This window comes from Neoroseomonas marina, from assembly GCF_012927745.1.
In the GTDB taxonomy this organism is placed as follows: domain Bacteria; phylum Pseudomonadota; class Alphaproteobacteria; order Acetobacterales; family Acetobacteraceae; genus Neoroseomonas; species Neoroseomonas marina.
Window position 1 is genome coordinate 200,497 of record NZ_JABBKX010000003.1, and the last position, 12,864, is coordinate 213,360.

12 protein-coding genes are annotated in these 12,864 nt (G+C 70.4%); 6 read left to right on the forward strand and 6 right to left on the reverse strand.

The window, feature by feature from the left end; all coding sequences use genetic code 11:
• Nucleotides 1-3: 3 nt before the first annotated feature.
• On the reverse strand, nucleotides 4-885 hold the full coding sequence (locus GWK16_RS11020; RefSeq protein WP_170054017.1) for an MBL fold metallo-hydrolase: 882 nt from the start codon (nucleotides 883-885) through the stop codon (nucleotides 4-6).
• A gap of 140 nt (nucleotides 886-1,025) precedes the next feature.
• On the opposite strand from GWK16_RS11020, the gene GWK16_RS11025 reads away from it, so the two are divergent.
• The gene (locus GWK16_RS11025) at nucleotides 1,026-2,264 is read left to right on the forward strand and encodes a glycosyltransferase family 87 protein (protein WP_170054018.1); all 1,239 of its coding nucleotides are present in this window, start codon (nucleotides 1,026-1,028) and stop codon (nucleotides 2,262-2,264) included.
• Here the strand turns inward: GWK16_RS11025 and GWK16_RS11030 are convergent.
• The 3 genes from GWK16_RS11030 to GWK16_RS11040 all read right to left on the reverse strand — a co-directional run bounded on the left by GWK16_RS11030 (nucleotide 2,194) and on the right by GWK16_RS11040 (nucleotide 5,658).
• Nucleotides 2,194-3,102: an EamA family transporter gene (locus tag GWK16_RS11030; RefSeq protein WP_170054019.1), complete on the reverse strand. Its 909-nt coding sequence runs from the start codon at nucleotides 3,100-3,102 to the stop codon at nucleotides 2,194-2,196. The two genes, GWK16_RS11025 and GWK16_RS11030, sit on opposite strands and share 71 nt — an antisense overlap.
• A complete protein-coding gene (locus tag GWK16_RS11035) occupies nucleotides 3,102-3,974 on the reverse strand; it encodes a DMT family transporter (protein WP_170054020.1) in 873 nt (290 codons plus the stop codon). Before GWK16_RS11035 ends, GWK16_RS11030 begins: the two co-directional genes overlap by 1 nt.
• A gap of 76 nt (nucleotides 3,975-4,050) precedes the next feature.
• Nucleotides 4,051-5,658, reverse strand: a complete 1,608-nt coding sequence (locus tag GWK16_RS11040; RefSeq protein WP_170054021.1) for a hypothetical protein — start codon at nucleotides 5,656-5,658, stop codon at nucleotides 4,051-4,053.
• 113 nt (nucleotides 5,659-5,771) lie between these two features.
• On the opposite strand from GWK16_RS11040, the gene GWK16_RS11045 reads away from it, so the two are divergent.
• The 4 genes from GWK16_RS11045 to GWK16_RS11060 are packed head-to-tail and all read left to right on the forward strand — an operon-like array spanning nucleotide 5,772 to nucleotide 8,231.
• Nucleotides 5,772-6,500, forward strand: a complete 729-nt coding sequence (locus tag GWK16_RS11045; RefSeq protein ID WP_170054022.1) for a methyltransferase domain-containing protein — start codon at nucleotides 5,772-5,774, stop codon at nucleotides 6,498-6,500.
• Nucleotides 6,501-6,517: 17 nt separating this feature from the next.
• Entirely contained in the window at nucleotides 6,518-7,483 is a 966-nt protein-coding gene (locus tag GWK16_RS11050) for a glycosyltransferase family 2 protein (protein WP_170054023.1), read from the forward strand.
• Nucleotides 7,483-7,830: a DMT family transporter gene (locus tag GWK16_RS11055; protein WP_170054024.1), complete on the forward strand. Its 348-nt coding sequence runs from the start codon at nucleotides 7,483-7,485 to the stop codon at nucleotides 7,828-7,830. Before GWK16_RS11050 ends, GWK16_RS11055 begins: the two co-directional genes overlap by 1 nt.
• Nucleotides 7,827-8,231, forward strand: a complete 405-nt coding sequence (locus GWK16_RS11060) for a DUF3574 domain-containing protein (protein ID WP_170054025.1) — start codon at nucleotides 7,827-7,829, stop codon at nucleotides 8,229-8,231. The genes GWK16_RS11055 and GWK16_RS11060 overlap by 4 nt, the downstream gene beginning before the upstream one ends.
• Here the strand turns inward: GWK16_RS11060 and GWK16_RS11065 are convergent, their stop codons facing one another.
• Both GWK16_RS11065 and GWK16_RS11070 read right to left on the reverse strand, forming a co-directional pair.
• Nucleotides 8,232-8,912 carry a hypothetical protein gene (locus GWK16_RS11065; protein ID WP_170054026.1) on the reverse strand — a complete coding sequence of 227 codons (681 nt, stop codon included), beginning with the start codon at nucleotides 8,910-8,912 and terminating at the stop codon, nucleotides 8,232-8,234.
• 44 nt (nucleotides 8,913-8,956) lie between these two features.
• A complete protein-coding gene (locus GWK16_RS11070) occupies nucleotides 8,957-11,737 on the reverse strand; it encodes a phosphoenolpyruvate carboxylase (RefSeq protein WP_170054027.1) in 2,781 nt (926 codons plus the stop codon).
• Between the two features lie 124 nt (nucleotides 11,738-11,861).
• Between GWK16_RS11070 and GWK16_RS11075 the strand changes: the two genes are divergently transcribed.
• Complete coding sequence (locus tag GWK16_RS11075) at nucleotides 11,862-12,860, forward strand: NAD(P)H-dependent flavin oxidoreductase (protein ID WP_170054028.1); 999 nt, start codon at nucleotides 11,862-11,864, stop codon at nucleotides 12,858-12,860.
• The last annotated feature ends 4 nt before the right edge of the window (nucleotides 12,861-12,864 follow it).

Genomic DNA, 12,864 nt, shown 5'->3' on the forward strand with positions numbered 1-12,864 from the left:
GGGTCAGCGCGCTTCCCAGTACTGTTCTCCGTCGCGGGCAGCGGCGCCCTCGAGCCCGAGCTTCACGAGGTGGGCGAGCAGGCTGCGCGCGGCCGCCGGCGCCAGTCGCGGATCGAGCGCGGGTCCGTAGACCGGCGGCACCAGCTCCGCGGCCGTGGCGCGGCCCGCCGCGCGCAGCGCATCGAGCACCTTCGCCTCCCGCTCCAGCCGGTGCGCCGTCAGGGCGGCGACGAAGGGGCGTGGTTCGGGAAGCGGCGCGCCATGGCCGGGGAGGTAGAGCCGGTCGTCGCGTTCGGCGAGCCGTGCGAGCGACTGCATGTAGGCCCGCATGTCGCCATCAGGCGGGCTCACGACACTGGTGGACCACGACATGACGTGGTCGGCGCTGAACAGGATGCCGGTACCCTCGAGCGCGAAGCAGAGGTGATTGGCGCAATGCCCGGGCGTATGGATCGCCGACAGGCGCCAGTCGTCGCCTTCGACCATGCCCTCGTCGGGCAGCGTCACATCGGGCCGGAAGGTGTGGTCGCCGCCCTCGCCACCCTGGTCCGGCGGCGTCATGTGCGGTCCGAAGCCGTAGGTGCGCGCGCCGGTTGCGGCCTGCAATGCGGCGACGCCCGGTGAGTGGTCGCGATGGGTGTGCGACACCAGGATATGCGTGATCCGTTCGCCTTCCGTGGCGCGAAGGATCGCCGCGAGGTGGCCGGCATCCTCGGGCCCCGGGTCGAGCACCGCGACGGATCCGCCGCCGCCGACGATCCAGGTGTTGGTCCCGCGCCAGGTGAAGGGTCCGGGATTGCCGCACAGGAGCCGTCGTACCGTCGGCGCGACCCGCTCCACGATGCCGGGCGACGCTGCGTCGTGCTTGATGAAGGGAATGCTCACAGGCCACCCCGATCGACGTCGATGCTCCACACTCCGTAGCAGAATGGCCGCATCGCACCAGTGCGGTCCGCCCGTCGATCGGCGGCATCGTGCCTCCCGCCTGGATCGTGGTAACGACGTCGGGACGACTGCAGCGAGGAATGCGTCCCCTGCCGACCGATCCGAACGCGCCGCCTTCGGCCGCCATGCTGCGCAGCGTCGGCCTCATTCTCCTGATCGTGAGCGCCCTGACCTTCGCCGCCTTTCTCTACAAGGAGACGCAGCACGGGCTGACAACCCCGACAGGCCAGGCGTTCGGAAGCGACTTCGTCAATTTCTGGTCGGCCGCACGGCTGGCACTGCTGGGCCGGATCCCCGACATCTACGACCTCGACCGCTTCCATCAGTTCCAGGAGGCGGCCCTCGGCGGCAGCCTGGACCTGTACCACTACAGCTATCCGCCCTCGGGCATCCTGTTGTCCCTGCCGCTGGGCCTCGTGCCGTATCTGCCCGCCTGGTCCGGATGGATGCTGGGCGGCTGGCTCATCTGGATCTGCACCGCGTGGCTTGCGTGGCCGGGCGAGCGGTCGCTCCGCGACGCGGCGCTCTACGCCCTGGCGGTGCCCGCGATCTTCCTGAACAACATGTCGGGCCAGAACGGGACGTGGATGGCCGGCATCCTCGGCGGTGGCCTCATGCTGGTGGAACGCCGGCCCTGGCTCGGCGGCGCCGTTCTCGGCCTCCTGGCCATCAAGCCGCAACTCGGCCTGCTCGTTCCGTTCGCTCTTCTGGCCGGCCGGCAGTGGCAGGCGCTGGGCGCCTTCCTGCTGTCGTCCTTTGGCCTGACGATCGCGAGCGCGGTCATTCTCGGGTCCGAGCCCTGGATGTCCTACGCCTCCCACACCGGGTTGCTCCGGACGGTGATCCTGGAGAACAGCAGCGGCGTCTGGCGTTGGATGATCTCGCCCTTCGTCGGGCTGCGGCTGCTCGGAGTTCCGATCCTGCCGGCATATGTCGTTCAGGGTGCCATCGCCCTTCTCTCGCTGACGACGGTCGTGATCGTGTGGCGACGCCGCGGCCCCGCGCCGGTCCGGAACGCCGTTCTCGTGCTGTGCACCCTGGTCGCAACGCCCTACGTGCACGTCTACGACCACGTCGTGGCAGCGCTGGTGCCACTCTGGCTTTGGCCGAACCTGCGGCAGGGGTCGACCTTGCCGGCGACGCTCCTTCTCATCGCGCCGGCGCTCGGCCTTTTCGTCGCGACCGCCCTGGGGATCGGGATCGGCTGGGTTCTGGTGCTGCCGGCGCTCGCGCTGGCGATGGCCGCCGTCAGGACGAGCGCCGCTGCCGGGACCGCACCAGTTCCCGATGCAGGATATAGAGACCCGACACGACGATGAGGGCGGCGCCGGCAACCGTGCTCCAGCCAGGCGCATCCGAGAACACGATCCACCCGATCGCCACCGACCACAGGATCGAGGTGTAGGAATACGGCCCAAGGGCCGAGACCTGGGCGGAGGCATAGGCTTCCGTCAGCATCACCTGCGCCACGCCGCCGATGAGGCCCACCAGGACGAGCAGGCAGAACTGCCACAGGCTCGGGGTGGTCCAGACGAACGGCAGCGCCACCAGGCTGAAGGCGGTCATCAGCAGCGACTGCCACAGCACGATCGTCGCCGAGGATTCGGTGGCCGACAGGCTGCGGACCAGCAGCGTCGTCATCGCCGACCAGACGCCCTGGATGACCGCGACCACCATGCCGATCGCCATGGTCCGATCCGGCATGGCGCCGCTCTGGAAGGCGCCCTCCCCCAGGGCGATGACCAGGATGCCCCCGAAGCCGACCAGCACCGCCGACCAGCGATGGATGCCCACCTTCTCCCCGAGGAAGGGGATCGAGAGCAGGGTGACGAAAAGCGGCGTGGTGTAGGTCAGCGCCGTCTGCTCGGCGAGCGGAAGCACCGTCAGGGCATAGAAGGAACAACCCTGGGCCATCGTGCCGGTGAAGGCGCGGACGATGTGCTGGGGAAATCGCTTCGTCCGCAGCAGGCCCCAGTCCCGCCCGCGGGCGGCGATCACCACCATCACCGGCAGGGCGAAGGCGGAGCGGAAGAACATCGTCTCGATGAAATGGATCTCGGGCGAGACGCCCTTGATGATCGCCGACATCACGGTGAACAGCGCCGTGGCGCCAAGCATGAGCAGGGCGCCGCGGCGGATGTCGTGTCGGAGCGGCACTAGGCTGTTCCCGTATCCCGGCGTTCCTGGGCGCGGCGTACCCGCTCCCTGTGAAGGTTGTAGAGCCCCGCGGCGATCACGACGAGGGCGCCGCCGATGGTCGTCCAGGTCGGCACCTCGGACCAGATCAGGAAGCCGAGGACCCCGCCGATCAGCAGCGGCGAATATTCATAGGGCGCGAGCGCCGAAACCGGGGCCAGCGCGAAGGCCCGGGCGAAGAGCATGTGGGCCACGGCGTTCGCAATGCCGAAGAAGATCAGGGCGATGATGATCGGTGTCGTCGGGAAGCCCCCGGGCGGCGGGAATATCGGCAGGAACAGCAGGCCCATCGGGATGTGGGCCATCATCAGCCAGAAGGCGACCGCCGCCGGCCCGTCGGTCGCCGAGAGCAGCCGCGTCCAGATGCGCGTGACCGCCATAAGGATCACGGCGCCGAGCAGGAAGGGCGTCTGGAGCATCCAGAGGCCACCCGACGGCTGCAGCATGATCATCACGCCCGCAAACCCGACCGCCGTCGAGGTCCAGCGCCGCCAGCCGACCCGTTCGCCCAGGATCGGGATGGCGAGCATGGTCATCACCAGCGGCGCCACGGCGGCGATGGCGTAGGAGTTGACCAGCGCCATGCCCGACAGCCATGCCCAGTACCACGTCGCCGAGACGACGCAGTGCATCGTCCCGCGGAAGGTCAGCAGGCGGCGGTTGACCGGCGCCAGGCCGTGCCCCCGGGTCATCACCAGGATGGCGATGGAACCCACGACGCCGCGCACAAGCATGGAAACCGCGACGCCGACCTGGGGCAGCGCCCACTTCACCGCGACATCGGCGCTGGTGACCACCGCATAGGCGCCCAGGATCAGCAGGATGCCACGCATCGATTCCGCCGCTGTCGGCGTCGTCAGTCCGCGGGAATCCTGTTTGCGCGCAACCTCCGTAATGTCGCTCGCCATCTCAGTGGCGCCGCAGGAAGAGGCGGTAGCCGTCGATCTCTCCGGCCGGCACGTATCGTTCCAGCGTGTCGCCGAACAGGGGATGACGCGCGAAGTAGGCCAGCAGGTCGAAACGCCCGCCACAGGCCGGGATGTTGGCGGGGCGCGCGACCACCAGGGCCACCGGCGGATGCCGTGCGAAGGCTTCCGCGACCGTGTGGAAGACAGCGTATTCGGACCGCCGCATCACGGCCGGGTCGCGATAGGGATCGTCCCCGCCGGGGCAGGACCGGTAGAAGCCCTGCAGGGTCCAGGTGCTCATCGTATGGAGCATCTGCCGCGCATCCGCGTAGGTCAGCGCGGGATACACCGGGAAGATGTCCGGGCTGAGCACCAGCACGGACTGGCCATGCGCATTGCGATCGAACCACTCGGCCAGCCGACCCGGTGTCTCGCCGTAATAGGCGGCTTCGCGCCACGGCGTTTCTCCGCCGCGCAGCTGGTAGACGAGGATCGCCGTCGCCGCGACCAGCGCGAGCGCGGGTGCCGAGCCGCGGGCCCGGGCCTCGGGCAGGGCACGGTCGGCCCAGCGCGCCGCCGCGACCGCCAGGGCCCCGCAGCCCAGCAGCGTGATCGGCAGCACATGGTAGGTCCAGCCCTTGTGCTGCGCCCAGGCCGCCAGGAAGGCGCCGAGCGCCGCGATCGCGAGCGCCTGGCCGAAGGCCCCGGATTCCCGCCGGAAAGCCAGCGGAACCGTGAACAGCAGCAGCACCTCCGCCGCGCCCATCACATCCGCGACGAGGACTCGCCACGGGCCGGGACCATGGATATCGCCGTAGAATTCCCAGGCCAGCGGCAGGATCTGCCAGACATAGGCCGGGAAGAAGACCGGGATGGCGGCAAGGTAGGCGACCCAGACGCCCAGCATGAGCCACGGGACCGGATCGCGCCTGGCCTTGCCCGTGCCGCGCCGCAGCCACACGAGGCCCTCGACCAACAGGGGCACGGCCAGGAAGTAGGGCTTCAAGGCAAAGGCCAGCGCGGCGACGACCGCGACGGCCACGACCAGCCGCCGGTTCGTCGGCAGTCCCTCGATCCGGCGCGCAGCCAGGAGGCAATAGGGAAGCGCCGCCATGGCCATCAGCACGTCCCGCTGGCCGAAATCCGAGCCGGCGGCGAGCAGGAGCAGCGGCAGCACCGCGGTCAGGACCGCCGACTCGACCGGGCCCTCCTCGCGGTCGCGCCGCAGGGCCTCCGTCATTCGCCACAGCGCGAAGGCGAAGGCGAGCAGGCAGATGAGGATGGCCTGCCCCTGAGTCAGCACCGTCCACCGCGCGATCGCCGCGGGCAGAAGGTTCAGGACGAAGATGAGGGGCGGGTTGACGTCGATCAGGTCGGTATAGAGCGCCTCACCGGCGAGCCAGCGGCGGGAAAAGTCGAGCACCGCCGCGACATCGTGGTTCAGCGGCGGCAGCAGGATCGCGACCAGGAAGAAGATCGCCGGCGCGAAGGCGGCCAGCCGAAGCCGTCGCGCCCGCGTGCCGCGGTCCCTGGAGGAGACGAGGGCGGCGTCCGCATCCCGGTACGTGGCCGCCGGGGCGGATTCTGCGTTGCGGCGGAAAGGCATCATGGAAACGACGCCCATCCTTAGGGCGTGCGTCGATGCATGCAACCATAAAGCGATTCATCCGGTCCGCAGGGCTGCCATGTTCCGGCCTTGCTGCGATGCGATGTAACGAAGCCGTGGAACCCGCCGAATACGACCTCATGGATGCGGCGGAGGAGCGCATGTGGTGGTACCGCGCCCTCCATGGCCGCGTGATGGATGCGCTCGCTCGCCGTCCGGGGCCGGCCGGCTGCGTTCTCGATGCCGGCTGCGGCACGGGCGGATTGCTCCGGCGGCTTGCGGCGCTCGGGCGACCGCTGGCGGGGCTCGACTACAATCCGGCCGCGGCCGCGCGCGCCCATGCGAAGTCAGGCGCGATCACCACGGCCGGCGATGCGAACCGCCTTCCCTTCGCCGACGGGGTCTTCGCGGCGCTCACCTCCTGCGACGTGCTGTGCCATCGTGCCGTGGAACCGGCCGCGGCCCTCGCCGAGTTCCGGCGGGTCCTCGCGCCGGGCGGCACGCTGGTGCTCAACCTGCCGGCCTATGACTGGCTGCATTCCGCGCATGACGAGCGCGTCCACAACACGCGGCGCTTCACGGCCGGCGGCGCAGGCGCGCTGCTGCGCGCCGCCGGGTTCGAGGCCGTGGAGGCCCGCTACTGGAATGCCGTGCTGCTGCCGTTGATGGTCCTGCAGCGCAAGGTGCTGCGGTCCGATGCCGATGCGAAGAGCGACGTGGAACCGTTTCCACCCTGGCTCGATGCAAGTCTTTATGCTGCCACCGCGGCGGAACGCGTTCTCGGCCGGCTCGGGCTGCGCTATCCGGTCGGTGGATCGATCCTGCTGGTCGCCACGCGACCGTGATGTCGGAGACCCTTTCCATGTCCACCCTTGCGGCCGGGACCTCGCATCCGGTCGGCCTTTCCATCGTCGTGCCGGTCTACAGGGGCGCGGCCACCGTCGGGACACTGGTGGCCGAGCTCTCGAAGCTCCAGCCCGAGGGAGGGATCGAGATCGTCCTGGTCAATGACGGCAGCCCCGACAATTCGGGCGATGTCTGCCGGGACCTCGCGCGGGCGGCCACCGTGCCGCTGACCTACATCGAGCACGCCCGGAACTTCGGCGAGCACAATGCGGTCATGACCGGCCTGCGCCATGCGCGCGGGGCCTACGTCATCACCATGGACGACGACCTGCAGAACCCGCCGGAGGAGGTCATCAAGCTCTACGACCACTGCCGGCTGGGCGGCTTCGACGTGGTCTACACCCGCTATGCGGTGAAGGAGCACGAGGGCTGGCGCAACCTCGGGTCGCGCTTCGCGAACTGGGTCGCGGACCAGCTCATGGACAAGCCGAAGGGGCTCTATCTCTCCTCCTTCCGCTGCATGTCGGCCCTCGCGGTCGGCGAGGTCATCAAGTATCGCGGTCCCTACCCCTATGTGGACGGGCTGCTGATGCAGGTGACACAGCGGCTCGACAGCATCGAGGTGAAGCACTTCGCCCGGGTCGAGGGCCGATCGAACTACACGGTGCGGCGCCTGGTGCGGCTGTGGCTGAACCTCGCGACCAATTTCTCGGTGCTGCCGCTGCGCCTGGCGATCTTCGCCGGTGTCGCGATGGGCATACTGGGGCTCGTGGCCGCGGCCTGGGTCATCGTCGAGGCCATGTTCGGGGAGACCCCGTCCGGCTGGGCGTCCCTGATGACCGTGGTGCTGCTGGTCGCCGGCGTGCAGTTCCTCGTGATGGGCGTGATGGGCGAATATGTCGGCCGCGCCTTCATGTCGGCCAACGGCAAGCCGCAGGGTGTGGTCCGGCAGGTCATCCGGCCGGAGGAGAGCGCGTCGTGATGGCCTATTGGCTGGCGCTGGTCGCGGCGATCAGCACGTCGCTGGTCGGACAGGTACTGCTGAAGTCGGGGGCCTCCGGCGCGGTGGAAGCCGAGGGCGGCTTCATCGACCAGCTGTTCCGCCCGCACACCATGGTCGGGCTGGTCTGCTACGGCGGCGCGGCGCTGCTCTACATCGTCGCGCTGCGGAAGATCCCGATGAGCGTCGCCCTGCCCTGCACCGCCGCGTCCTACGTCGTCATCGCCGTGATCGGCTGGACGATGTTCGGGGAAACCCTCGGCCCCGCGAAGATTGCGGCGATCGGGCTGATCTCGGCCGGCGTGGCGCTGCTGGCGACGACGGCGTGAGGGCAGCGGCGCTGCTGCTGGCGGGCCTTGCCGCCGGCTGCGCCGGCGCCGAACCGCCCTGCCCCGCCGGCACGCAGCGCGCCATCGTCGCCGAGGCCTATTTCGGCCGCGCCGTCCGCGGCGGCATGCCGGTCAGCGACGCGCAATGGCAGGATTTCCTGGACGGCGTCGTCACGCCGGCCTTTCCGGACGGGCTGACCGTGATGGACGGCGCGGGGCAATGGCGCGGGCCCGATGCGCGAATCGTGCGGGAGGCGAGCAAGGTGCTGACGCTCGTCATCCCCGGCGCGACGGCGGACCAGGCGCGGGCCCGTTTCCTGCCCGTCGAACAGGCCTGGACCGCGCGTCACCGGCAGGATTCGGTGATGACCGTCTATCGCAGCGCCTGCGTGGGCTTCTGATCAAGGAACATCGCCGATGCGGAAGAACAGGCCCGACAGGCTACCCGCGGCGCCACAGAAGCCGTTCGCCTGCGGCATGTTCATCCGCACGCTCAGCATCACGCCCACCCGCCGCAGTTCCAGTGCGCCGTCGCGCGTTCGGAGCCATTCGACGCGGGTGCTCTCGCCCTCCCCTTCATACCCGCAGGTCCACGCAAAGTTGTTGATGTCGGAGGTACCGGCCGAGATGCGGTATCTGCCGGCGTTGAGGACTTCGACCATCACCTCTCCCTGAACGCCAGCCCAGATGCCGCCGACGCTGGCCGAGGGGTCATGTTCGATGCGGATCAGTTGCATCAGCCGGTATTCCAGCGCGCTGCGCAGCGCCGCGCGGGGATTAGGTGCGTCAAGCGTGCCGTCGGCATGGAAGAACAGGTTGGCCGACAGGCTGCGTCGCCAGGCCGCCTGCTGGGTGACGAGTTCCGCGGCACTCTCGGCACCGAGCAGCGGCAGGAGTTCCTCGAGCCGCATGCGCTGCGCCTGATCCATGACGGCGAGCCACGGATCGGCCGCGATGGCCGCGTCGACCGCGCGCGCCGCGCCGGCGCAGTCCACGTTGCGTCGCGCCGGGCAGGGTTCCTGCGCCAGTACAGGCGAGGCGACGACGAGGGTCAGCAGGAGGCAAAGCAGGCGCGCGATCATCCTCCGATGGTGGAGGACAGCTCTCGCCGCCGCCAGGAAGGCTTTCACCCGAAGGCGCCGACCTCGTGGGAAATGACCGCCGAGCATTCCCTCACCAGGGCGAAGAAGGCCGCCATGGGGCCGAAGATGGTCGCATGCTCGGCCGCGTAGGAGGCGCCTTCCCGCGGAGCGGAGGGCTCGCCGAAATCGAGGCCGGTCGCCGGGTCCGGCGCGGCGGGGAAGATCTGGCCGAGCAGGTCGAGCACCGGCGGCACGTCGAGCTGCAGCAGCCGCGCGATCAGGGTCTCGCGCGTCTGGCCATGGCGGGGGCTGAATTCCGGCAGCGCGGCGGCGAGCAGCCAGAGCCGCTGCACCAGGCACAGCCGGAGCGCGTGGGCCAGCACGAGGCGGTCCGGCATCACCGGCAGGTCCGGCCAGGCCGCGCGGAGCGCCTGATGGTCGGCCTGCAGCCGCCGGAACATCCGCCGCGTGGCGGGCGACAGGTCGAGGCGTTCGAGCGCCATGGCGACCGAGGTCAGCGTCTCCCGCCGTCCGGGCCTCTTCGTGAAGCCCGCGCGGTCGAGCCAGGGCGACGGATCGAGCATGTCCACCGCCGCGCGCAGCACGCCGATGTCCGAACAGGCCGCGGCACGTCGCGCCATGGCCAGCGCGCGCGCGAAGCGCGGCGAGCGCGCGGCCAGGTCGGCGAAGACCTCCGGGTTCGCCGCCGCCGCCGTGCCGATGCCGTGCAGCGTATTCGCGAGGAACCCCATCTGATGGAGGATGGCGTTGTTCGGGATGGCGCGCAGTTGGGAGGGGTGCGTGATCCGCACCGGCCCGCCGCCGCCATCGGCCTGCCGCGCCGCGGGGCGCGATCCGGTCTTGTCCAGCAGCCCGGGGCCGAAGGCGCCGAGCAGCGCGGCATAGCCTGGGTCTTCGACCAGCGTCGCCATCTCGCGGCGAATGGTGGCGAAGAAATCGGCGCCCCAGTCGGCCTCGATGTAGATCGGGTCCTCGGCCTCGGCCTGCGGGGCGAAGGCATGTTCGGCGATCCGCGCGACGGTCGCGAGGGCGAGGCGCTCGGTGCCGAACAGCAGGTAGCCATCGCCGCCCTGGAAGGCGGCTTCCTCGCGCAACGGCAGGCCGGCCCCCGCGAGCGCGGCGCGTGCGGCGGGCGGGGAGAGATAGGCGAAGCGGTCGGCGAGGCTCGAGGGATGCCCGCCACGGCCGATGCTTTCGCCATGGGTGTCGAAAAGAACGAGCTCGACGCCCTCGAGGCCGTGGCGGCGGAGCTGCTCGGCGAGGCGGATCTTGAGCCGCTCGGCCAGGTAGGAGGCGGCGAGCTGGCCGACATAGCGGCCGGAATCCGAATAGCCGAACTGCAGGCAAAGCCGGCCATGCATGCGCAGGTAGTCGCGGAAATGCGGGCTGCGCAGCGCTTCCTCGAGCACCCTCTCGCCGCGTTCCAGCGCGTCCGCGGTCTCGAAGAGGGGCGAGATCTCGACCTTGTCCGCGATGCCGAAGCGGCGCGCGAGCCAGAGCGCGGAGAGCAGGGTGTAGCCGGTCTCCGTCTCCGCGATCAGGAAGCGGACGGGGTGGCTGCCGTCGATGTGCTTGACCATCTGCGCGACGGTCATCACCAGCTTCACGGCCGAGGCCTGTTCGGCCAGCAGGGCACCGAAGTCGAGCGGCACCGGCACGACCTCGCCGAGCGCCGCGTTGATCTGCGCGAGCAGGCCGCGCCGCGCCGCGCGATCCTCGGGCGAGGCGGCGATGCCGAGGCGCTGGCGCAGCGCATTGTGCACCTGGGTCGCGTTCAGCCGGACATGGGTATGGGCGAGCGCGAGGCCGTGGGCGACCAGCCCGGCGCGCTGCACGGCGAGGGCCTGGCGCGTCGCGGCGTCCGGCGCGGCCTCCATCGCCCTGGCGAACAGGGCCAGCAGCGGGTCGGGAGTGGTCAGCGCGGTTTCGTGGCCCTCCACCATGACGAGGGCGAAGGCGCGGGTGTTCTGCGCGTCCGGCTTCACCGGGGCCGCGGCTTCCTGGGCGGCAACGGCGGCCTCGGCAGCGCGGGCCCGGGCGACGATCGGCGCGGCACAGTCGCCGAGCGGTTCGAGACGGTCGGCGAGGCGCGCGAGTTGCAGCCGCTTCATCCGCAGCCGCAGGCGCAGCGTGTCCTGCCAGCCGATGTCGGTGCGCCCGTCGGTGTCGTAGCCGACCCAGGAGGACAGGATCACCGGCCGCGGCAGCAGCGCGAGGGCGCGCTCGCCCCAGACGGCGCGCCCGGCCTCGAACAGCGAATCCGACAGCACGTCGAGCGCATCGCGGCCGCGGGCAATCGCGGCGGCGGCCTGGACGAACTCATCCTCGAGCGTCACCGGGGCGGGACGATGGGCGAGGCCGTCAGGCAGGATCGCGCCGCAGGCGGCTTCGGCAAGCGCCGTTCCGGTCGCGATGGGCAGCGAGAAGGTCGGGTGCGCCGTGAAGACGGCAGCGAAGCGGATGCGTTCCACCGCGTCGCGATAGGCGGCGAAGGGGACCGGACTGTCCTCGGGGTCCGGGCGGACCAGGCGCGCGGCGAGGCGTGCGAGAACCGCACGGTCCTCCCCCATGCCGGTATAGGCCGCGATGCGGCTGGCGCGCTCGTCCGCCGCCTCGCGCGCCATGCGGGCAATCAGGGCGGCCAGGGCATCGGTGGTCAGCCGGCCTTCGTCGAGCGCGCGGCTGATGTCGAGGGCGACCAGCAGTACCGGGTCGCCGAAGGGATCGGCCGCGGCGGCTTTCCGGGCCGCGCGCAGCCGGGCGAGCAGGTCCGCGAGCAGGTCGGGCGGGGCGGCGTCGTCCATGGCGCCATGCTGCACCCGCGAAGAGGCGGAAGGCGAGTCCGAAACGCGGCCGCGGCGGGCTCCCCCTCGACAAGCCGGGCGGGTCCGGCGAGCCTCGCGGCAAGCGAAACCGGAGGATCCTGCCATGAGCCTTCTCGAGAGCCTGAAGGGACGGTTGCGGCTGCCATTGATCGGCTCGCCGCTCTTCATCATCTCGGTGCCCGACCTCGTCGTGGCGCAATGCACCTCCGGCGTGATCGGGTCGATGCCCTCGCTCAACGCGCGCCCGGTCGAACAACTCGACGCATGGCTGTCCGAGATCACGGAACGGCTGGCGGCCCATGACGCGGCGCATCCGGACCGGCCCTCGGCCCCCTTCGCGATCAACCTGATCGTCCATCGGTCCAACGACCGGCTGGAGCAGGACCTCGCCCTGTGCGTGAAGCACAAGGTGCCGCTCATCATTACCAGCCTCGGCGCACGGCCCGAGGTGAACCAGGCGATCCATTCCTATGGCGGGCACGTCATCCACGACGTGATCAACCAGCGCTTCGCGCACAGCGCCATCGACAAGGGAGCGGACGGCCTGGTTCTGGTCGCGGCGGGCGCCGGCGGGCACGCCGGGGCGCAATCCCCCTTCGCGCTGCTGCAGGAAACGCGCGCCTGGTTCGACGGGCCGATCGCGCTGTCGGGGGCCATTGCGCATGGCCGGTCGATCCTGGCGGCCGAGGCCATGGGCGCCGACTTCGCCTATATGGGCAGCGCCTTCATCGCGACGCAGGAAGCCCGCGCGGTCGAGGACTACAAGCAGATGATCGTGGCCAGCGCGGCGGACGACATCATCTACACGAACCTCATCACGGGCGTTCATGGGAACTACCTCAGGCCGTCGCTGCGCGCGGCGGGGATCGATCCCGACAACCTCGCGGCGCATGAGGCGTCGCAGATGAACTTCGGCACCGACCGGAAGCGGAAGTGGAAGGACATCTGGGGCGCGGGGCAATCGGTCGGCGGCGTGCAAGCGGTGGTGCCCGCGGCGGCCCTGGTCGACCGGCTGGCGGCGGAGTACGCAACGGCCCGGCAGCGGCTCGGGGCCGGGTCACCGCTGGTCAACGGGAATTGGGGGCGGCTCGCGGCGGCCTGAACGG

Coding starts and splice junctions, on each gene's coding strand:
- GWK16_RS11025 (WP_170054018.1), top strand. CDS start 1,026: ATGCGTCCCCTGCCGACCGATCCGAACGCGCCGCCTTCGGCCGCCATG.
- GWK16_RS11035 (WP_170054020.1), bottom strand. CDS start 3,974: ATGCGTGGCATCCTGCTGATCCTGGGCGCCTATGCGGTGGTCACCAGC.
- GWK16_RS11040 (WP_170054021.1), bottom strand. CDS start 5,658: ATGATGCCTTTCCGCCGCAACGCAGAATCCGCCCCGGCGGCCACGTAC.
- GWK16_RS11050 (WP_170054023.1), top strand. CDS start 6,518: ATGTCCACCCTTGCGGCCGGGACCTCGCATCCGGTCGGCCTTTCCATC.
- GWK16_RS11055 (WP_170054024.1), top strand. CDS start 7,483: ATGGCCTATTGGCTGGCGCTGGTCGCGGCGATCAGCACGTCGCTGGTC.
- GWK16_RS11065 (WP_170054026.1), bottom strand. CDS start 8,912: ATGATCGCGCGCCTGCTTTGCCTCCTGCTGACCCTCGTCGTCGCCTCG.
- GWK16_RS11070 (WP_170054027.1), bottom strand. CDS start 11,737: ATGGACGACGCCGCCCCGCCCGACCTGCTCGCGGACCTGCTCGCCCGG.
- GWK16_RS11075 (WP_170054028.1), top strand. CDS start 11,862: ATGAGCCTTCTCGAGAGCCTGAAGGGACGGTTGCGGCTGCCATTGATC.